Annotated in this window: 20 protein-coding genes; 13 read left to right on the forward strand and 7 right to left on the reverse strand. The window is 67.0% G+C overall.

What is annotated here, in order from left to right:
- Positions 1-20: 20 nt before the first annotated feature.
- On the reverse strand, positions 21-1,430 hold the full coding sequence (locus ACFC0O_RS01220) for an APC family permease (protein ID WP_375952648.1): 1,410 nt from the start codon (positions 1,428-1,430) through the stop codon (positions 21-23).
- Between the two features lie 116 nt (positions 1,431-1,546).
- On the opposite strand from ACFC0O_RS01220, the gene ACFC0O_RS01225 reads away from it, so the two are divergent.
- The gene (locus tag ACFC0O_RS01225; protein ID WP_364635201.1) at positions 1,547-2,170 is read left to right on the forward strand and encodes a TetR/AcrR family transcriptional regulator; all 624 of its coding nucleotides are present in this window, start codon (positions 1,547-1,549) and stop codon (positions 2,168-2,170) included.
- The gene (locus ACFC0O_RS01230; RefSeq protein WP_375952652.1) at positions 2,171-3,343 is read left to right on the forward strand and encodes a P1 family peptidase; all 1,173 of its coding nucleotides are present in this window, start codon (positions 2,171-2,173) and stop codon (positions 3,341-3,343) included.
- Between the two features lies 1 nt (position 3,344).
- Here ACFC0O_RS01230 and ACFC0O_RS01235 read toward each other — a convergent pair whose 3' ends face one another.
- Positions 3,345-4,976: an ABC-F family ATP-binding cassette domain-containing protein gene (locus ACFC0O_RS01235; protein ID WP_364635207.1), complete on the reverse strand. Its 1,632-nt coding sequence runs from the start codon at positions 4,974-4,976 to the stop codon at positions 3,345-3,347.
- A gap of 179 nt (positions 4,977-5,155) precedes the next feature.
- Between ACFC0O_RS01235 and ACFC0O_RS01240 the strand changes: the two genes are divergently transcribed.
- From ACFC0O_RS01240 to ACFC0O_RS01260, 5 genes are all read left to right on the forward strand, one after another.
- Positions 5,156-6,268 (forward strand): LLM class flavin-dependent oxidoreductase, encoded by a 1,113-nt coding sequence (locus ACFC0O_RS01240; RefSeq protein WP_375952656.1) that lies wholly within the window; start codon positions 5,156-5,158, stop codon positions 6,266-6,268.
- Positions 6,265-7,626, forward strand: coding sequence for an NtaA/DmoA family FMN-dependent monooxygenase (locus tag ACFC0O_RS01245; protein ID WP_375952659.1), 1,362 nt, complete (start codon positions 6,265-6,267; stop codon positions 7,624-7,626). Before ACFC0O_RS01240 ends, ACFC0O_RS01245 begins: the two co-directional genes overlap by 4 nt.
- Before the next feature lie 138 nt (positions 7,627-7,764).
- Positions 7,765-8,598 carry a GntR family transcriptional regulator gene (locus ACFC0O_RS01250; RefSeq protein WP_375952661.1) on the forward strand — a complete coding sequence of 278 codons (834 nt, stop codon included), beginning with the start codon at positions 7,765-7,767 and terminating at the stop codon, positions 8,596-8,598.
- Between the two features lie 13 nt (positions 8,599-8,611).
- On the forward strand, positions 8,612-10,036 hold the full coding sequence (locus tag ACFC0O_RS01255; RefSeq protein WP_375952664.1) for an amidase: 1,425 nt from the start codon (positions 8,612-8,614) through the stop codon (positions 10,034-10,036).
- The gene (locus tag ACFC0O_RS01260) at positions 10,033-10,182 is read left to right on the forward strand and encodes a hypothetical protein (protein ID WP_375952667.1); all 150 of its coding nucleotides are present in this window, start codon (positions 10,033-10,035) and stop codon (positions 10,180-10,182) included. The genes ACFC0O_RS01255 and ACFC0O_RS01260 overlap by 4 nt, the downstream gene beginning before the upstream one ends.
- Here the strand turns inward: ACFC0O_RS01260 and ACFC0O_RS01265 are convergent.
- A complete protein-coding gene (locus tag ACFC0O_RS01265; RefSeq protein ID WP_375952669.1) occupies positions 10,175-11,179 on the reverse strand; it encodes a GlxA family transcriptional regulator in 1,005 nt (334 codons plus the stop codon). The two genes, ACFC0O_RS01260 and ACFC0O_RS01265, sit on opposite strands and share 8 nt — an antisense overlap.
- A 122-nt stretch (positions 11,180-11,301) precedes the next feature.
- On the opposite strand from ACFC0O_RS01265, the gene ACFC0O_RS01270 reads away from it, so the two are divergent.
- From ACFC0O_RS01270 to ACFC0O_RS01285, 4 genes are all read left to right on the forward strand, one after another.
- Positions 11,302-11,805 (forward strand): hypothetical protein, encoded by a 504-nt coding sequence (locus ACFC0O_RS01270; protein ID WP_375952672.1) that lies wholly within the window; start codon positions 11,302-11,304, stop codon positions 11,803-11,805.
- 118 nt (positions 11,806-11,923) lie between these two features.
- Positions 11,924-13,267 carry a TIGR01777 family oxidoreductase gene (locus ACFC0O_RS01275; RefSeq protein ID WP_375952675.1) on the forward strand — a complete coding sequence of 448 codons (1,344 nt, stop codon included), beginning with the start codon at positions 11,924-11,926 and terminating at the stop codon, positions 13,265-13,267.
- Positions 13,268-13,439: 172 nt separating this feature from the next.
- Positions 13,440-15,380, forward strand: coding sequence for an asparagine synthase (glutamine-hydrolyzing) (gene asnB, locus ACFC0O_RS01280; RefSeq protein ID WP_375952678.1), 1,941 nt, complete (start codon positions 13,440-13,442; stop codon positions 15,378-15,380).
- The gene (locus tag ACFC0O_RS01285; protein ID WP_375952680.1) at positions 15,377-16,591 is read left to right on the forward strand and encodes a cytochrome P450; all 1,215 of its coding nucleotides are present in this window, start codon (positions 15,377-15,379) and stop codon (positions 16,589-16,591) included. Before asnB ends, ACFC0O_RS01285 begins: the two co-directional genes overlap by 4 nt.
- 5 nt (positions 16,592-16,596) lie before the next feature.
- Here the strand turns inward: ACFC0O_RS01285 and ACFC0O_RS01290 are convergent, their stop codons facing one another.
- Together ACFC0O_RS01290 and ACFC0O_RS01295 are read right to left on the reverse strand one after the other, a co-directional pair.
- On the reverse strand, positions 16,597-17,013 hold the full coding sequence (locus ACFC0O_RS01290) for a pyridoxamine 5'-phosphate oxidase family protein (protein WP_375952683.1): 417 nt from the start codon (positions 17,011-17,013) through the stop codon (positions 16,597-16,599).
- Between the two features lie 165 nt (positions 17,014-17,178).
- Positions 17,179-17,505, reverse strand: coding sequence for a hypothetical protein (locus tag ACFC0O_RS01295; protein ID WP_375952686.1), 327 nt, complete (start codon positions 17,503-17,505; stop codon positions 17,179-17,181).
- A 196-nt stretch (positions 17,506-17,701) separates the two neighbouring features.
- Here ACFC0O_RS01295 and ACFC0O_RS01300 point away from each other — a divergent pair, with 196 nt between their 5' ends.
- A complete protein-coding gene (locus ACFC0O_RS01300) occupies positions 17,702-18,208 on the forward strand; it encodes a hypothetical protein (RefSeq protein WP_375952689.1) in 507 nt (168 codons plus the stop codon).
- A 114-nt stretch (positions 18,209-18,322) separates the two neighbouring features.
- Positions 18,323-19,198, forward strand: coding sequence for an alpha/beta fold hydrolase (locus ACFC0O_RS01305; RefSeq protein ID WP_375955869.1), 876 nt, complete (start codon positions 18,323-18,325; stop codon positions 19,196-19,198).
- Position 19,199: 1 nt separating this feature from the next.
- On the opposite strand, the gene ACFC0O_RS01310 is transcribed toward ACFC0O_RS01305, so the two are convergent.
- Together ACFC0O_RS01310 and ACFC0O_RS01315 are read right to left on the reverse strand one after the other, a co-directional pair.
- The gene (locus tag ACFC0O_RS01310) at positions 19,200-19,769 is read right to left on the reverse strand and encodes a histidine phosphatase family protein (protein ID WP_375952692.1); all 570 of its coding nucleotides are present in this window, start codon (positions 19,767-19,769) and stop codon (positions 19,200-19,202) included.
- A complete protein-coding gene (locus tag ACFC0O_RS01315) occupies positions 19,766-20,614 on the reverse strand; it encodes a CbtA family protein (protein WP_375952694.1) in 849 nt (282 codons plus the stop codon). The genes ACFC0O_RS01310 and ACFC0O_RS01315 overlap by 4 nt, the downstream gene beginning before the upstream one ends.
- Positions 20,615-20,633: the final 19 nt, after the last annotated feature.

Consider the following 20,633-nt stretch of genomic DNA (forward strand, 5'->3'; position numbering starts at 1 on the left):
TCATTGTGATCGGAGTCACCTCAGGTCTCGGCGATCGGATCGGGCAGTACCCATCGATCGGCGGCGCGCGGACGGAGATAGCCGAGGTAGTAGGCGAATCCGAGCACCAGCGTGACCCCGGCGACGACCAGTTGCGAGGCCGAATCGCGACCCAAACTATAAGCGGCATAAACCATCACGCCGATGACGAGCAGCGGCGGCAGCGGCCACAGCGGCATCCGATAGGTGCCCGTGGCCCTTTCGCGGCGCACCCGCAGCGCCGCCAGCGCGACGAAGAAGTAGACCACGATCAATCCCGCGCCGGTCGCGGTGATCAACCAGTTCAAAGGCAGTGTGGCGGCGGCGATCGCGGCGATGGCTCCGGTGACGAGCGTGGCGGCGACCGGTGTCTGCCAGCGCGGGTGCACACCGCTCAGGGCGCGGTCGATGGGATCGGGCCAGCTGCGGTCGCGGGCGGAGGCGAAGACCAGGCGCGCGATCTGCAGGATGATGGCGATGACCGCGTTCACGATGGCGATCGCGATGGCGACGCTCACCAGGGTGTTGATCACCGAACCGCCGCGCGCGGTCAGGAAATAGTTCAGTGGGGCCGCGCTGGTGAGCAATTCGTCCATCGACGGCGCGCCCAGCACGACGGCCGCGAGCGGCACGATCTCGATCACGACGGTCGCGGCCAGGCACACCATGATGACCCGCCCGATGGTCCGGGAGGCGTTCTTGGTCTCCTCGGCGTAGTAGACCGCGGCCCCGTAGCCGTTGAATGCGAACAGCGCCACGGGAATCAGCGGCACCAGCGCGCTCGCCCCGACGTGTTCGAGCCCGTTCATTCCGGCGGTCGTCGCCCGAAACCATTCGGAGGGACCACGTTCCACATTCGCGAAGCCGAGGAACACCAGGACCGTGATGGCCGCGACCTCGATGGCCAGGAACACCCCGGTGACCCAGGCATTGGTCTTGATATTGAGCACCGCGACGCCGGTCGTCACCACGATCACCCCGACGCCGACCCATTTGCCGCTCAATTGTGAAAAGGCCACGCCCAGATAGTCTCCGGTGCCCAGCGCGATCACCGCGATGATCAGCACGCCGTTGACCAGCGTCAGCAGGAACAGCGCGAATCCCATGGGCCGTCCCAATAGCCGTGCCGCCCAGGTGTATTCACCACCGGTGATCGGATAGCGCGCCGCCAGTTCGGCATAGCACAGGCCGACGAAGACCGAGACGATCGCGGCGATGCCCAGGGTGAGCACCGATGCGCCGCCGACCGCCAGCAGGATCGCCGGAATGATGATGAACACGCTGGAGGCCGGTGTCACCGCGGACAGGGTGATGAGGATGTTCTCGCCCATGCCCAGGGCACGCGAGAGTTGCTGACGGTAGCTGGTGGTGGTTTCGTCGGCATCGCGACCGGCGGGAACGGGAGTGGTCATGACCGGACCTTTCTTTGACTTACAATCAAAGAATGAGCTGGAGTCGCTGGCAATACCTGGTTTTCGACGTAACAATCACTTAACTGGCTGTCAATGAATACAGCGGGAGGGCAGTTATGGCACGACGGAAGGATCAGGAGCGGGCGCGCCGCACGATTCTGGACGCGGCCCTGGCCACGGTCGTGGACCGCGGTGTCGGCAAGGTCCGGATTCGCGATGTCGCCGAGTTCGCGGGGGTGTCCCCGGGCACGGTGCACTACTACTTCGAGGATCTGGAGAACCTGCTGCGCACGGTGCATCACGAGGCCAGTGACCGGTTCTTCACCGCTCGCCTGGAGATGGTCACCCAGATCGCCGATGCCCGCCGCAAGATGGGCGCGCTGATCTGGGCCGGACTTCCGGCCTCCGATGCCGACACGCTGGTGGTCGCGCTGTACCGGCTGGAGGGGTACACCAATCTCGCGCCGCAGCACGGGGATCTGATCACCTCGCTGTTCGACAAGCAGGTCGCGGTCTATCTGAACGCGCTGGAAGTCGGTGTGGCGCAGGGCCATTTCCTGATCGACGCGCCGGTGCTGGACGTGGCCGCGAATCTGGTGGCGCTCGAGGACGCGTACGGCCTGCACATCGTGAGCGGCAATCGCACCATGACCAAGAACCGCGCCGCCCAGCTGATCTGCTCGTACGCCCGCACCGCCACCTGCTGTCCCGAGATAGTCACACCGCCGAAGGAGCTGTAAATGTCCGATACCCAAGCGTTTTCACCCGATGGACGGCCGCGGGCGCGGGCATTGGGCATCGAGCCGGGCGGTCGCCCCGGGCCGTGGAACGCCATCACCGATGTGCCGGGGGTCGAAGTCGGCTATCGCACGCTGATTTCCGGAGACGGGCCGCTGCGGCGCGGTCAGGGCCCGGTGCGCACGGGGGTGACCGCGATCCTCCCGCGCGGGCGCGCCGGTGTCGGCAGGCCGTGCGCGGCGGGCCGGTACGTGCTCAACGGCAATGGCGAAATGACCGGCACCGCATGGATAGACGAGGTGGGTGAGCTGACCATGCCCATCACCATCTCCAATACCCATGCCATCGGGCCGTGCCACAGCGGGACCATCGAATGGATCAATCGAACGCATCCGGAATGGGCGCGGCAGTGGCTGCTACCCGTGTGCGCGGAGACCTGGGATGGGTACCTCAATGACATCAATGGCGGGCATATCACGCCGGAGATCGTCATCGAGGCCCTCGATGCCGCAGAATCCGGTCCGCTTCAAGAGGGTTCGGTCGGCGGCGGTACGGGCATGAACTGCTACGCCTTCAAGGGCGGCAGCGGTACCGCCTCGCGGCTGGTCGATTTCGGTGCGGAGACCTATACGGTCGGGGTCTTCCTGCAGGCGAATTTCGGTTCGCGCCAAGAACTCACGATCGCGGGGCGGCGCATCGGCGATCGGATCGGCACGGGCAATCCGCAGGAGACCACGGCGTGGGGCACCGCACCGGACAGTTCCCCGGCCGCCCCCGGCGGTGCGGGCTCGGTCATCGTCATCGTGGCAACCGACGCGCCTTTGCACGCGCTGCAATGCACGGCGATGGCGCGTCGAGTGCCATTCGGCTTGGCGCGCACCGGAACCACCGGCAGTCTGTTCTCCGGTGATCTGTTCCTGGCGTTCTCGACCGCCGATGACCGGCCGTCGGAAACCGGTTTCCCCGTGGGGGATCCGAGCGCCGACGAGATGATCACCACGACCCGGCTGCCGTGGAATCGCATGGACCGCTTTTATGCGGCGGTTGTCGACGCGGTCGAGGAGGCGGTGCTGAACGCGCTCATCGTGAACTCGGATATGACGGGGCGCGACGGACACTTCTCCCCCGCGCTCCCGCATGACCAGCTGAAAACGCTGCTGGCCGAGGCACACTGACTCAGGCGAGCTGGATGAGCTCCAGGTAATCCTGCGACCAGTGATCCTCCGTGCCGTCGGGCAGCATGATGACCCGCTCCGGGTTGAGCGCCTCGGCCGCGCCCGGATCGTGGGTGACCAGGACGACCGCGCCCGCATAGCTGCGCAGCGCGTCCAGGACCTGCTCGCGCGAGATCGGGTCGAGGTTATTGGTCGGCTCGTCCAGCAGCAGTACGTTCGCGGCCGAGGACACCAGTCCGGCCAGCGCCAGACGGGTCTTCTCACCGCCGGACAGCGTGCCCGCGGGCTGGTCCAGCTGCGGTCCGGAGAACATGAACGCGCCGAGCAGTCCGCGCAGATCCTGTTCGCCCGCGTCGGGTGCGGCGTGCCGGATGTTCTCCCACACGCTGGCGTTGTCGTCGAGGGTGTCGTGCTCCTGGGCGAAATAGCCGACCTTGAGCCCGTGGCCCGGCACCAGCGTGCCCGCGGTGGGCTGTTCGGCCCCGGCGAGCAGGCGCAGCAGCGTGGTCTTACCCGCACCGTTCAGACCCAGGATCACCACGCGGCTACCGCGGTCGATGGCCAGGTCCACACCCGCGAAGATCTCCAGCGAGCCGTACATCTTGGTCAGGTTCTCCGCCATGAGCGGGGTCTTACCGCAGGTCGCCGGGTTCGGGAACTTGATGCGGGCGACCCGGTCGGCCACGCGCAACTCATCGACCTCGGAGAGCATGCGTTCGGCGCGCTTGATCATCTGATGTGCGGCAGCGGCTTTGGTGGCCTTGGCGCCGAGTTTGGCGGCCTGCTGCTTGAGCGCGCTGGCCTTCTTCTCGGCGTTGGCGCGTTCGCGGCGGCGGCGCTGTTCATCGGTGGCGCGGGCGTCGAGGTATTTCTTCCAGCCCATGTTGTAGATATCGGCCTCACCGCGCACGGCGTCGAGGAACCACACCTTGTTGACCACGTCACCGAGCAGTTCGACATCGTGGGAGATGACGATGAGCCCGCCCTCGTGGTTCTGCAGGAATCCGCGCAGCCAGGTGATGGAGTCGGCGTCGAGGTGGTTGGTGGGCTCGTCCAGCAGCAGTGTGGTGTCGGATTTGCCGCCGCTGCCGTCCGAGGCGGCGAAAAGGATGCGCGCCAATTCGATTCGACGCCGCTGACCACCGGACAGCGTGCGCAGCGGCTGGGCGAGCACCCGATCCGGCAACCCCAGGCTGCTACAGATCCGCGCCGCCTCACTCTCGGCCACATATCCGCCCAGCGCCGAGAACCGGTCCTCGAGCTGCCCGTACTTGCGAACGGCCTTATCCCGGGCGGCGTCATCGGCCACCTCGGCCATGATGGTCTGCTGCTTCTCCATATCGCGGATCAGCGTGTCCAGCCCCCGCGCCGACAGCACCCGATCGCGCCCGAGCACATCCAGATTGCCCTCACGCGGATCCTGCGGCAGATAGCCCAAATCGCCCGAACGAATCACCTTGCCCGCGTAAGGTTCTCCCTCACCGGCAAGAATGCGCAACGTAGTGGTCTTCCCGGCGCCGTTCCTGCCGACCAGCCCGATTCGATCACCGGCCTGCACCCGCAGCGCCGGCCCGGGCGCCGTCAACAGGGTGCGGACTCCGGCCCGGACCTCCAGGTCGGTCGCGGTGATCACAGACGGTCTCCTCGTGCGGTGGTGTGCTGACAGATAACTGATCGATTGTGCGCCCTCCGGACACACAAGAACCACCAATTTTAGCTGTCCACCTCGGAACCCCACGGTCAGGGGCACCCGGCCGGTGCGAGCGGTTCGGATCACAGTGATGGCAACCGTGGTGGATGCCGCCAGGTTCGATGAGCATCGAACGTATGGGCAGCGAAAGTGAAGTCCGGAAGAGCCTGTTCGCGCTGGGGATCGAGCTCGACGGCGAGGGTTACCACCCGGGTGCGTGGCGACGCGCCGACCATGAGCCGGAGCGGTTACTCGGTCCACAGGTATTGCGAGCGCGGGTGGCCGCGGCGGAAAACGCTGGGTTCACCTTCGCGAGCTTCGACGATTCGATCACACCGTCCGCGACAGCGATCGGTGGACGGATCGATGCGGTGACTCGCGCCGGGTTCGTCGCGGCCGGAACCAGCACGCTCGGGCTGGTACCGGTGGTGGCGGCTACCTATGCCGAGCCGTTCCATATCTCCTCGCAGTTGGCGAGCTTGGATTACGCGTCGCGAGGACGTGCGGGGTGGCTGGCCGCCGATGATCCGGGTTCGGCGCGCACCTGGGGTGCCGCGCCGCGCGTAGGCGATGACGAGATACGCCGTGAGCGGGTGAATTCCATCGAGGTGGCGCGGCGGCTCTGGGATTCGTGGGAGGACGACGCGGTTGTCCGGGATTACGCGGCGGGGAAGTTCCTGAACCGGGATCGGTTGCATCACATCGATTTCATCGGGGAGACGTTCTCGGTGAAGGGACCGTCGATCGTGCCGCGGCCGCCGCAGGGACAGGTGGTCGTATTCGGTTACGACACAGCGGGATCCGGTCTCGATGTGGCGCTGGTGAGCGGTGTGACGGTGGCGGAGACACTGACAGCGGTGCGGCTCGCACGCGAGGCCGGTGTGCCGCGGGTGCTGGTCGATCTCACCGTCGCTCTGGATATCCCCGGTGCGAGCGCAAGCGAGCGACTCGCCGAACTCGACGCTGATACCGTCGCGGATCACGCCGCGCGACTGCACTTTTCGGGCAGCACCGCCGATCTCATCGCGCTGTTGACCGAGCTGTCCGCGCACGCCGACGGCGTGCGTCTGCACCTCGCGGTGATCGATGAGGACCTGCCCGCCCTCGCGCACTACGTCCTGCCCGCCCTGCTGCGCGCGGGTATCGCGCATCGCCCGGTGCCCGGTTCGACCCTGCGCGCGAACCTGCGACTCCCCCGTCCCGCCAACCGTTACGCGAAGGAGCTCACCCGATGAGCGAGGTCCGTTTCCCCGATGCCCGAGTGCATTTCGGTGTCTTCTTCCAGGGCGTCAATCACCACACCATCTGGTCCCATCCCAGCAGTGGTTCGCAGATCGATTTCGAAACCTTCCGCCGCGTCGCGACCACCGCCGAACGCGGACTGTTCGACGCCTTCTTCCTAGGCGAGGGATTGCGGCTGCGGGAACAGGACGGGCAACTCCTGGACACCGATATCGCGGGCCGCCCCGATGCCATCACCCAGCTTGCGGCGCTGGCGGGCATCACCGACCGCATCGGCCTGGTTGCCACCCAGAACACCACCTACAACGAGCCCGCCGACCTGGCACGGCGACTATCCGGACTCGATGTGATCTCCGGCGGCCGCGCCGGGTGGAACGTCGTCACCACCGATAACGCGTGGACCGGCGAAAACTTCAGGCGCGGTGGGTTTCTGGACCATGCGCACCGCTACGACCGTGCCGCCGAGTTCCTGGGCACCGCTCGCGAGATCTGGGATTCCTGGTCCGACAACGCCATTGCGTCCTCGCGCCGCGACTCATCTTGGCTGACACCGGGTTCGGTGCGCACCGTCGAACGCGAGACCGAGCATTTCCGGGTGTCCATCACCCCGACCCTGCCGCGCAGCGCGCAGGGCCACCCGGTGATCTTCCAGGCTGGAGTCTCACCGCAGGGCCGCGATTTCGCGGCCGCGCACGCCGAAGTCATCTTCTCCCCCTTCGGAACCAATTTCGATCCCGCCCTCGAATTCGCCGACGATATTCGCGCGCGACTGGTGGCGGCCGGTCGCCCGGCCGATGACATCCGCATCCTGCCCGGCACCCAAATCGTGCTGGCCGAGCGGGAATCCGAGGTCGAGGAGAAGAAGCGCTGGGTGCTCGAACAGCAGATCACCGGTGCTACCGCGCTCTCGCTAGCGGGTCAGGTCTGGGGCCGCGATCTCTCGCACCTGGATCCGGACGGGCCGCTGCCCGCCGAGGACGCCGAGCAGTCGGTGATCTCGGGCACCCGCGGCACGCAGCGTGACGGACAGGACCGCGGCGCGCTCGTCGCGCAGTGGCGCGCGCTCGCCGAATCCCGCAATCTCACGCTGCGCCAGGTGGCCATCGAAACCACCGCGCGATTCGGCTTCGCCGGTACTCCCGGACAGGTTGCCGACGAATTGACCCGCTGGGTCCGGCACGGCGCCAGCGATGGTTTCAATATCACCCCGTATCTGGTGCCGACCGGCCTGGACGACATCGTGAACCTGCTCGTTCCGGAATTGCAGGAACGCGGTTCGTACCCGGCCGCGTATGAGGGCACGACCCTCCGCGAACATCTCGGATTGCGACCGCCGCTCACCCGACGTTGACGGATCTGCCCCGCGAATCTCTCGCGGGGCAGACTCTTTTCGCAGTTCAAAGCCCACTCCGTCGCACTGTTCGGCCGCGTAACTGGACCTTTACGGCAACTACTTGTCGCGTAACCTGCCCCTGGGCACAGTACGACTATGTCCTCCAGCGAACAGCGCCCCAGCCGAACCGGTGCACCCGATACCGCACTGGAACGCACCCTGTTCGGCGCGCAGGTGCGGGAGTGCCTACCGGCCTCCTCCCAGCTGATTGCCCGGCGGTTGCACGATCTGCTCCGTGCCGCCCTGCGCGACGGCGCTTTCGCCTCCGGCAGGCTGCCGAGCGAAGCCGAATTGATGGCTCAGTACCAAGCCTCGCGTGATGTGGTCCGCGAGGCGCTCGACCTGCTGCGCAATGCCGGATTGATCGAGCGGCGGCGCGGTGTGGGCACCGTGCCGGTCCGCGCGGAATACCTTGTCGCGGGCGCACTTCCGCCCGAGGGCCGTTCGCTCGAGGAGCATCTGGCGCTGGGCCGGATATCCCCGCGCCTGCTGCATTGGGCGTGGGTTCCGGCGACCCGGGTGATCGCCGACCATCTGGATGGCATCTCGGTCGGCGATGACTGCCTGTGCATCGAATACGTGCTGCTGCTCGATCAGCGGCCGATCGGCCTGTTCACCAACTATCTGCGCGCACCCGAAGCCGCGCGGGTCGACCTGACCGTCTTTCGCGAGGATTTCTATTCCCTGCTGCACGCGGGCGGTATCGACTTCACCGCCTTCGATGTCGGCCTGCAAGCCGCGCGCGCCGACGATTACGCGGCAGCGCTGCTGCACGTGCTGCCCGGTGAGCCCGTACTGCTGCTGGAGCAGACCATTCGCAATCACGACGGTCAGGCGATCGACTACGCGCTGGGCACCTGTCGCAGCGAAATTCAGCTCCGAATCGGGGCCATCCCCCGCATCGATCTGACCGGCACCCTCCCCCGATAACAGTGAGGTATTGATGACTACGACTGTCCCCGTGGCGTTTTCGACGGTCACCAGCGCGGCCGCCGCACTGCGCCGCCGTGAGGTGAGCGCGGTCGAATTGGTCGACACCGCCCTGGCCGCCGCCGACGCGGATCCCGATCTCGGCGTCTTCCTGGCTCGATTCGACGACCGCGCGCGTGCGCGGGCCGAACAGGTCGACGCCAAGCTCGCGGCGGGCGAACCGCTGGCCCCGCTCGACGGAATTCCCCTGGGCGTCAAGGATATTCTCGCGCACGCACACGCTCCCACCACCGCGCAGAGCCTCGTACTGGCCCCGGAATGGGGTACCACCACCGGCGATTGCGCCGTCGTGTCCCGGCTCGAACAGGCCGGGGCCATAGTCACCGGTAAGACCACCACCATGGAATTCGCGATCGGCGCACCCGATCCGGAGAAGCCCTTCCCGATTCCGCGCAATGCCTGGGATAGGACCCGCTGGGCGGGCGGTTCCAGCTCGGGTTCCGGCAGCGGGGTGGCGGCGGGGATGTTCCTGGGCGCGATCGGCACCGATACCGCGGGCAGCATTCGAATTCCCGCCGCCTTCAATGGAATCACCGGGCTGAAGCCAACTTTCGGCCGAGTGCCCAAATCCGGAGTGGTGCCGCTCGGATACACCCTCGACCATGTCGGGCCGATGGCGCGCAGCGCCGCGGACTGCGCCGTGCTGCTATCGGTGATCGCCGGATACGAACCGGGCGACCCGTACAGCTCCCCCGCCGCACTCGACGACTATCCCGCCGCCCTGACCGGTGATCTGCACGGAATCACCATCGGCGTAGACGATTTGGACCGCTACGCCACCGGCGGCATCGACCCGGCGCAACCCGCGCTCTTCGCCGACGCGATCACCGCGCTACGCGAGGCCGGAGCGACCGTCGTGCCCGTGGAGATCCCGATGTACCCGGAGGTCACCGCGATCGATGTGCTGGTCATGCTTGCCGAGGCGCATACCTATCATCGCCGGGACCTGCGCAGCCGATGGACCGACTACGGTCGCGGCACCCGCGTGATCCTCGCCGCGGGTGACGCCGTCAGCGGTGCGGATTACATTCAGGCGCAACGGGTTCGACGCATCGCACAGCAGCGGATGGCCGAACTGTTCACCCGCGTCGATCTGGTCCTGACCCCGACCGGTCACCTCGGCGCACCGGCCTTGGACGCCATCGATCAGCTGCGGCCCCTCGATGTGCTCTCCTCCCTGCACACGCCGTATTGGAACCCCCTCGGCAACCCGACACTCGCCGTCCCGATAGGCATGTCGAGCGAACACACGCCCCTGTCCGCATCCCTGAGCGGCAGGCCGTTCGCCGAAGCGACCGTGCTGCGCGCGGGCGATGCCTATCAGCGACTGACCGACCATCACCTGCGCACCCCCGCCACCACGGAAGGCCACCGATGACCAACCCCGAAACCTGTTCCGCCGCTTCGGAAGAGAACGCCGCGGTCGCCGCCCTCGGCGAGCACCTGCGCGCGATGGCGGCCATGCTCCACAATGTCGACGACAGCCGCTACTCCAACCCCAGCGGCGGATACGTGCTCAGCTGACCGGTACGGGCCGGGCCGGGCCGCCGGGCCGCTCGGCAACGGGAAGGGCTGGACCCCGGAAGGTGCGGCGGTACGCCGACGGGGTGGTGGCGAGGGCACGCCAGAACTGTTCACGCATCGTGACCGCACTGCCGAAGCCACAGAGATCTGCGATGCGGTCTATGGGATGGTCACCGGTTTCGAGTAGGCGCTGGGCCATGGCTATGCGCTGTGTGGCCACCCATGCGGCCACTCCGGTGCCCACGGTCTCGCGGAACCGGCGGGTGAATGTCCGGCGGCTCATATTCGCACGCGCGGCCAGGCGATCGACGGACAGATCCTCATCGAGATGCGCTATCGCCCAGTGCAGCGTGCTCGTCAGTGGATGTCCGGAACCCGTTGCGGGCAAAGGATGTTCGATGAACTGCGCTTGCCCGCCCTCGCGATGCGGCGGCGCGACCAGCCGCCGTGCGACACGATTGGCCAGTTCCGCGCCGTGCTGGCGGCGCAGCAGATGCAGGCAGGTATCGATCGCGGCCGTGGTTCCGGCCGAGGTGACGATATCGCCGTCATCGACATACAGCGATTCGCGATCCAGCAGCACATCCGGGAACCGGCGGGCGAAGACATCGGCCCATTTCCAGTGGGTGGCGGCCGGTCGGTTCGCCAGCAGTCCGGTATCGGCGACAACGAACGCGCCCAGGCATAACCCCACCACGCGGGCACCATTGTCGTGCGCGGTGCGGATCGCGTCGATGATCGCGGGCGGGGCGGGCAGATCCGGATCGGGCCAACTGGGCACGATCACCATCGACGCGCCCGCCACCTCGTCCAGCCCGTGCCCGGTGCTGACGGTGAATCCGGCGGTGGTGACGATCGGCGCGGCATCGGGCGTGCACACCCGGATCTCGCACGGCGGCAATTCGGGCGAGGGCTGTTCCTCACCGAACACCAGGCACGGCACCGATAGATGAAACGGATTGATCCGGTCGAAGGCCACGACGGCGATCACATCCACTGCTGAACTCCCACACTCCGCTGGCCCGAATCCGTTGATTGTAGGCACGCGAGCCACTGTCGAGCCGAGGCCGGCCGCGAGATCGTGGACGCGATCCGATAGCCAGTGGAAAGAGATTCTCGATGACATCGCTCGCCCCGAAGCCCGCTCACCGCATCGCCCGCGTCGCCCTGCCCGCACTGGCGGTGGCGATCGCGGCAACCGCCTGCGAGAGCGGTTCCGCGGCCCAACCGCCCACAACCACCCCGCCCCCGGCGGCTAGCGGCCCCGCCATCTCGTTCCCCGCGGCCGACCTGTCCTGGACCGAACTCCCCGGCAGCGGTGGTGTCCGATACGCCAATGTGCGGGGCGACCTCGCGGGCCACGGTCCCTACGAAGCCTTCGTGAAATTCCCCGCCGGAAAGGACAATCCGCGCCACACCCACACCAGTGACCTGCCGACCGTTGTCCTCAGCGGCACCTTCTACGCCATCTTCGACGGCAAACGCATCGACTACCCCGCCGGTTCCTTCTACACCCTGACCGCCGACATCCCTCACCTGAGCGGCTGCGCCCCCGGCGCGGAATGCCTGCTGTTCCAATACCAAACCGACCACTTCGACCTCGTTCCCACCGCGGGTCAGTAACCATGGGGGCCGTTCCGGCGGAGGGGCAGCGATACCGCATCCACGGGTGACACGCGGTGAGGCCGGATCGACACGCCGACAGCGGGTGCCGGGGCGATGGGCGGACTACGGTCGAGGCATGGGAATCGAACGTTCGAGCGTTGTCTCAGCACCGCTGGCCGAGGTGTTCGATTGGTTCGGGCGGCCGGGGGCGTTCAGTCGGTTGTCGCCGCCGTGGCAGCCGATGACGCTGATCACGGAGGCGGATTCGCTGGCTGATGGGCGAGCCGTGCTGGGGTTGCCGGGTGGGCTGCGATGGGTGGCGGCGCATGATCCGGCGGCCTACGATCCGCCGCATCGGTTCGCGGATCAGGTGGCGGTGGACGGGGTGGCGTCGATTCCGGCGGGAATCGCGGTGCGGTGGCGGCATATTCATGAGTTCGAGGCCGTGGATGCGGGGCATACGCGCGTTATCGATCGGGTCGAGACGCCGGTTCCCGCCGCGGCGTTGAATGCCACGTTCGATTATCGGTATCGGCAGCTCGCCGATGATCTGGCCGCGCATCAGCTGGCGGCGGGCCGGGGGCTGAAGGCATCCACGATCGCGATCACCGGGGCGTCGGGGCTGGTCGGTTCGGCGCTGTCGGCGTTCCTGAGCACCGGCGGACATACGGTCATCCGGCTGGTGCGGCATGAGCCGCGCAATTCCGCTGAGCGGCAATGGGATCCGGCGGCTCCGGCGGCGCAGCTGTTCGACGGGGTCGATGCGGTGATTCATCTCGCGGGGGAATCGATCGCGGGGCGGTTCACCGAGCGGCATCGGCGCGCGATCGCGGACAGCCGGATCGAGCCGACTCGACTGCTCGCGCGGGCGGTCGGTGAGGCTGGGGTGGGAACCTTCGTCTGCGCTTCGGCCATCGGCATCTACGGCTATGACCGCGGGGATGAGGTCCTGACCGAGGCCAGCGCCCGGGGTGACGGGTTCCTCGCCGATGTCGTCGAGGCGTGGGAGGACGCCACCGAGCCTGCGTCCGCCGCCGGAACCCGGGTCGTGCGGGTACGCACCGGCATCGTGCAGTCACCGCGCGGCGGCACACTGCGGCTCATGCGCCCGCTGTTCACCACCGGGTTGGGTGGGCGAATCGGTGATGGCGCACAGTGGCTTTCGTGGATCGGCATCGATGATCTCGTCGACGTGTATCACCGTGCGCTCTGGGACGAAACACTGTCGGGACCCGTCAACGCGGTGGCCCCGAATCCGGCGCGCAATCGCGAGTACACCGCCACGCTTGCCCATGTGCTGCACCGCCCCGCGATTCTGCCGGTGCCGGGATTCGGCCCCGCACTGCTGCTCGGCAAGCAGGGTGCGCAGGAACTCGCCAATGCCAGCCAGCGGGTGACCCCGGCCCGGCTCACGGCCGCCGAACATCGTTTCCGCACACCGGATCTCGAAAAGACCCTGCGGCATCTACTCGGGCGATAATCCTGCAACCTGTTCCAGGTTGAGCGTCACCATCGCCCGATCGCTCTTCGATTCGAAGAACATTCCGCACATATTTTGTCACACAAGCCAATTCGTCTCCGCCGAGTTGTTCTTCCGCACCGCGAACCTATGATCGGGTAGGCGATCGCCTACCCCCGCGGAGGAACAGCAAATGTGTGGAATCAGCGGAATCGTCGACTTCGCCGGTGCGGTTGATCCCCGGCCCATCGAGGCGATGAACGCGATCATGCGGCATCGCGGACCCGATCGGACCGCGGTGTGGTCGGATCGGAACGCGGCGTTCGGGTTCGCGCGGCTCGCGATTGTCGATGTGGCGCACGGGGATCAGCCGGTGCGCAGCGAGGACGGCACCGTACTGGCGGTGTGCAATGGCGAGATCTACAACCATCGCGAGCTGCGGCGGTCGCTGGCGGCGCGGGGGCATCGCTTCCACAGCGGCAGCGATGCCGAGGTCATACCGCACCTGTACGAGGAATACGGCGATCGGTTCGTCGAACATCTCGACGGCGATTTCGGAATCGCACTGTGGGACACGGGAAAACAGCGACTGCTGCTGACCCGGGACCGGGTCGGGGTGAAACCGCTGTTCTACCACCGCCGCGGCAGCGCAATCGTTTTCGCCTCGGAGATCAAGGGCATCTTCGCTTCCGGACGCTGCCCGATCGAGGTAGATCCGCAGGGCATGGCCGACTGCCTGTTCTACGGGCACACCATCGCGCCGCACACCTTCTGGCGGGAGGTGAACGATCTCCAGCCGGGCACGATCACCACCATCGATGCCACCGGAGTCCGATCACGGCGTTATTTCACGGTATTCGAGCGCCCGGATCCCGATAAGCCACTGCTCACGGGTCGTGCCGCCATCGAGGCGTTCAATGAGCGCTTCACCGCCGCCGTGGCCAAACGAATTCCCGAGGAGGTGCGCGGTGGCGTCGCCCTGAGCGGTGGTCTGGATTCGTCCGCGATCGCCGCGGTGGCGGCCCGCCGCTGCGATTCCCCGCTCCCGACCCTGAGTCTCGCGCTCCCGGGCGAGATACACGATGAGACCTCGATGTCCCGCCTGGTCGCGGAATCGCTGGGCGTGCGCAATGACGAAGCCGCGATGACCGGGGCCCGCGCGTGCGAGCTGCTGCCGAAGAGTATGTGGCACTTCGAATCCCCGTTCTGGTACGGCGGGGTGGCGACGCCGTTCCTGGAGCTGACAGGGATGGCGCGCGAGCACGGCTGGACGGTCGCCATGAGCGGTGACGGCTCCGATGAACTCCTGGCCGGATACGACTTCTACCGGCTCATGAAGGTCAGCGCGAAGCTCGAATCGCTGAAACTGGGTGCGTTGCAGCCGATGCTGTGGCAGCAGGCCACCAAGTGGATCGGCGCGCCGAGCGGTATCGACCGCCATATCACGAGCGTGGCAACGCGATTCGGCGAGTACACCGACCGCTTCGGACAGGTGCCGCCGTGGATCTATCTGTGGAGTGCCCTGGGTGACGCCATCGCACCGGCCAGCACCGGACGACTTCCCGAACCCTCGGCGCTACCGGCCCCGCCCGCGCACACCACCCTGCATCGGCAGCTGCATTTCGAATTCCACACCCGTCTGCCGCACTGGGTGCTGCCCATCTCGGATCGGCTCGGTATGGCCAATGGCATCGAGGTGCGGGTGCCGTTCCTGGATCGCGATGTCATCGATATCTGCGCCGAGATCCATCCGAATATGCTGGTGCACTTGGGCACCGAGAAATACGTGCTCAAACGCGCGGTCGCCGATGTGCTGCCGAAGCCGATCGTGCGCCGCCGCAAGAAACCGTTCATGACGCCGATCAGCGCCTGGTATCTGAGCGGCCCCGGAGCGGAGCTGGCCGGGGATCATCTGTCGCAGTCGGCGGTTCAGCGCTACGGACTGTTCGATCCCGTTGCCACCGAACGGATCTGGCGCACCGCGGTGGACAGGTCCGGCACCTGGGAGGGCGCGGCCGCCGAATGGGCCAGCATGGCGGTGCTGTGCACGCATCTGGTACTGGATCAATTCACCACGGCCGGAATCGAATCGGCCGCCGCGACCGCGTGGACCGGCACCGGAGCCACGGCATGACCATCACCGGCACACCCGTCACCGCTCGCCGCGCCGCCGAATGGCATGAACTCGCGCTGCACGCCTGCGCACAGCCGGGCCTGGCCGTACTGCTCACCGCCGCGCCGCTGGCCCGCCCGCTGCGCAAGGTGCCCGGTCTCGGCTGGGTGGTTACCGAACCCCGGCTGGCACGTGAGATCCACTCCGACAGTGACAATTTCAGCATCGTGCACGATGGCGCGTCCGGGCACTGGTGGTCGCAGATGCTCGGCGATTTCGTGCTCGAACACTTCGAGGGGGTCGATCACACCGCGTTCCGCGCGCGGGTCAACGATCTGTTCACCCGCGCGCGATCCGAGGCGATGGTGGAACGCGCGGTCGGCCCGATGCTGACGCGGCTGCGGACCGATCTCGCCGCCGGGCGCACCGTCGATATCGCGGCCTTCTCCCGGGTGTTCACCGGACGGATCATGACCGATCTGGTGGGCTTGCCCGCGCTACCCGATGACGCGGCGTACGAGGAGCTGTTCCGGGCGGTCACCGAACTCGCCGATCTCGGTAAGGGCAATTGGGCGACCACCGTCGTACCCGCCCGCAATGCCCGCAAGGGAAGGGCCATCGCCGCCCGAATCGGCGCGGCCGTCGCCGATGTCTACGACACGGCCCCGCCGGATACGGTGATCGGCAGATGCCGCGCACTCGGCTTCGACGCCGGCGAAACCCGTGGCACCGCGGTACTTCTCATCGTCGCGGGCACCGCCACGCTGGCGAGCACGATGGGCCGCCTGGTGGCCCTGCTGCACGACACCGGTGAGCACGAACGGCTGTGCGCCGATCCCACCGCGCTACCGGCAGCGATTCGCGAGGGTCTGCGGGTCACCAGTTCCATGCCGGTCGTCGGCCGCGGCGTGGTGGGCGAGGTGGAACTGGCGGGCCGGGTGCTGCGCCCGGGCGATCGGGTCAAGATCATGACCTGGACCATCGCCAACGCGCCCGGCCGTTTCGATCCGAACCTGGGTCATATCAACGAGATTCGTCAGCTGTGGTTCGGCGGCGGTAAACACCTGTGCCCGGGCGCGGCCCTGAGCCAGGTCGAACTGACGCGTTTCCTGGAGACGCTGCTGGCCGCCGGTCGCCCCTGGTCGATCATCAGGCGGCGGTACCGGATCAATACCTTCGTTCCGATGTACCAGCGGCTCGATATCGAATTGGCGGCCGATACCGGCGGGTGAGCCGATCAAGCCATGATCACGGGTTGTATTCCGGGCGCGGCGATATCGTCCGGGCTGTCGAGTATGAAGCGGCGGCAGCCCGAGCAGCGTGCCGCGCCGGATTCCGGTGCGACGGTGTGGTGCAGTACGGCCCGGGTCGCCCGGATGTCGAGATCCGCACCGGACACGGTCGCGATGCCATCGAGGATGAGCGCATGACCATCCGGGGTGGCGGGCGGCCAGAGGATCGTAATCGCCGGGCTCGCAGCGATATTGCGCCGCGTCGTCGGCCCGATACCGGGCAGGTGCACGCGATTCGCGTCGAGAATCGTCTGCTGCGGAGTGGTGTGCGGGCCGTCGTGCGGCCCGATGGTGATCAGGAAGGCGAGCCGGTATCGGCCGATGGCTTCGACCAGTTCGGACGGGAGCGCCTGGGTGCTCATCGACCCAGGCTAGTAGACAATCCGGACACGCAGGCCCGCATTGGGACAACAATCCGCATCTACGGCATATCGCTCGTCGATCGGTACGTGAGTGCGGTCGCAGGGTCGCTATTTCTCCGCGTCCGAGGATCAGTCGTCCAACTTCAGGCCCAGTGTCGACCAGGCTCACTCCTCGCGGGGAATGACCTGCCACCTGCTGTTTTCCTCACCTTCGGCGCTCACGGCCGCATTTCTGCGACGCGCCGCGGTGGTGAGTGCCGTGCCGATGAGCAGGCAGATCACCGTGATCACGGCGGCGGCCAATCCGATGGCGTTCGCACCGGCCAATCCGGCCAGCAGTGTCGCGCAGGCGGTGAGCACACCCACGCCCAGTAGTGCGTAGCCGATCCGATTGCCGTTGTCCCCCAGCCTTTCCGCTGCCACCGGGGTCTCGCGGGAGATGTCCGGTGCGTCGTCCAGCGGCGGGAACTCCACCGCTCCTTCACTTGTCATATCGCATCCTCATGTTCAACCGGGATGTCCGGGTGCCCTTTTCAGCAGGATGACCAGCCGGGGCCGGATCAAACGGGAGGACGGCGAGGTATCACGGTTTGATAACGCCCGAGGTGGGGTAACCCATGGATATGACCTTGAAGCGATAGATCGGCCGGTGACGAGCGCACCGATCCCGACCGGCGGAAGGAAAGCAATGGAGTTCGACGAGATGGTGTTACCGGTGTCGGGGCTGTGCGTGCAGTGGCGGCCGGCCGATGAGCATTTCCGAATTCGCCCGTCCCACAACGATTCCGAGGGTGAGGCGGCTCCGCCGTGGCGAACGTGGCTGGGGCACAACGATATGGCGGTCGGCGCGGCGGGTCCCATCCCCGAGGAGCCGGAAGCGATGTGGTGGGCGGTCTGGGGCGAGTACACCGGGGCGGATGTCCAGGTCACCCTGGATGATCAGACCCGGCCGGAGGTCATGGTGTTCGGCAATCTGTGGATCACCGAATGGCGCGGCCCCGAACAGGAGGCGACGGTGGTGACCGCCGATCGGCAGGCGGAAATCCATTTCGCGCATCCGATTTCGCTCCAGGAGCGCACGCAGCGTATGCGGCACAACCGGTTACGCGGTCCCAGCCATATCGAGACCCCGGCCGGATTCCACGAGATGGCGCTTCGCCCGGACCGCCGGAACTCCCGGCTGCGTTCGCGCTGACCGGGACTCGAATCAGCGAAGTATCAGACAATTCCGGCGTGTTCGGTGCGGACGGAATGTCGGTGCGTGCGTCGCGCGGTCCATACGAGGCTTTGCCCTTACCCTGCCCTGGTGATGTCATCGAGCGTGTCCCGGTCGATCACTCTTGGCGATGGCACGGTGGGCTTCGCCGAATACGGCGATCCATCGGGCGTTCCGCTGCTGTACTGCCCCGGCGTCCCCGGATCACATGTGGAGGCGGAGGCTTTCGATCAGGCGGCGGCCGCCGCCGGTATCCGCGTGGTGGCGGTGGACAGACCCGGTATGGGCGATTCCAGCCCGGCCGCCGCCCAGCCGGTGGTGGACTGGCCCGATACCGCCGTCCAACTCGCCGATCACCTCGACTGGGATCAGTTCGCGGTCATCGGCGTATCGGGCGGCGGCCCCTACGCCCTCGCCTGCGCCTACCGCCTGCCCGAACGCGTCGCCGGTATCGCGGTGGTCTCCGCTCCCGCCCCCTTCGACAAACACCCGGACGGCGATCTGGACGCCGCGGCTCGTAAGCGCCGTCGGAGTCTTGCCATGCTGCAACGCTTTCCCTTCCTCACCGGCCCCGCCGCCGCCCAATTGGAGAAGGCCGTCCGCAAGCGCGGCGGCATAGACACCCTGATCTCGCAAATGGCCCAGGTGGATCAGGCCCGCGTGGCCGCCGATCCCGAACTCGCGGCCAAGATGGCCGCCAACCTCGCCGAGGCGTTCCGCCAGGGCCCACGCGGTTTCGCCACGGACCTGCGCTCGCTGTTCGGCAAACCCTGGGGTTTCGATCTCACCGATATCACCGCCCCCGTACAGATCTGGCACGGCGACGCCGACCTGAACCTCCCCTGTTCGGAGAGCCGTCGCCTCGCCACCCTGCTCCCCCACACCGACCTGCACCTGATCCCGGGCGCGGGTCACCTGCTCTTCATCGACTACGCCGCGGAGATCCTGGATTCCCTCTGCCTGCGCTGACTCATGTCAGCGGGAGGGCGGTGGTGCGCAGGGTCCACGCCGGGGCGCGGTGATGCAGGGTGGTGGCGGTGAGGGGTGCAATGTCTATGCGCCAGAAGGATTGTGCGGGTGCTTGCAGAGCGCACAGGACCGCGGCGCGCACCAGTGCGGGATGGGTGATGGCCGTGATGTGCTCGCCGCGACCGGCGAGGGTGTTCAGCCAGGCCCGGGTGCGGTCGATGAGATCGGTGATCGATTCGCCGCCGTGCGCACGGAATTCGGGGTCGGTGAGCCAGGGCATCAGCTGCTCGGGCGGGAGGGTGTCCATGGTGCGGCCGGACCAGTCGCCGTGGTCGAGATCGCGCAGGGCCGGGTCGGGGGTGCCGATGAGGCCGAGGCCCGATGCGGTGTCCCGGGTTCGGGTTTCGGGGGCGTGGTAGGTCACGGTGCGGTCGGCGCCGGGGACGGCGCCGACCTTTCCGATCATGCGTTCACCGAGTGCGTTGAGCGGTTCGTCGAGGGGGAAAGCGGCGTTCTGCGTGGCATCGGTGATCGCGTGTGTGATCAGCGTGAGCCGGGTGACCGCGCTCATGCCGTCGCGGGGGTGCTGGGTTCGGTGGCCCGTTCACCGAGCAGGCGCGGGGCCAGCCACGCGAAGCCGATGCCGATGACCGCCCACATGATGAGTTGTGCGGCAAAGGAATACAGCCGGAAGTGATACAGGTCGTCGGCCGGGAACCCCGGATAGACGATCTTGCCGGACGGATCGGTGAGGGGCTGTGGCGTCTCGGTGTCGAAGTCGCCGAAGGAACTGTTCGCCGACAGATGTCCAAGCGGCGGCAGTATGAGCATGACCACCGCCATGACCACCACGAAGGAGGCTGCGGCGGCGATCGTCGCGGTCCAATTGCCCAGTCGCGCAGCGAGTTTGCGGCCGAGCCAGATCGCCGCGATCAGCGCCACCCCGGTGATCACGATCATCGCCAGGTAGAGCGCCGTGCGTTCCTTGATGGTGTCCGGATGCCCGATCGAGGGCGGATTGGCCGGATACTTCAGGAACGGAACCGCGTACAGCGTCAGGAACATTCCGCCCGCGACGAGCAGTGCGAGATTGCGCGGGGTGATGTTCCCGGCCCGGCGCAGCGCCAGGTAGTAGACCACCGCGAACAGCGCGCCCAGTGCCAGGCCGAAGACGACCATGCCGAAACCGATTCCGACATTGGCCTGTTCGGTGCGAGTGAACAATTCGGTATCGGCCATATCGCCCATGGGATGTCCGGCGGCCTTGTCCAGGGCCATTTGGGCGTCATCGCGCCCGGTTTCGTAATCGATGGCGCGGCCGATGATGGGTTCGGCCAGAATGCGCGCGAACGCGAACGCCAGCAGTCCGCCGAGTCCGCCCAGCAGGACGCCTCGGCCGATGATTCGCTTTTCCATTGTGTGTGCTCGATTCCCG

The sequence above is a fragment of the Nocardia sp. NPDC056100 genome (assembly GCF_042266325.1).
In the GTDB taxonomy this organism is placed as follows: Bacteria; Actinomycetota; Actinomycetes; order Mycobacteriales; family Mycobacteriaceae; genus Nocardia.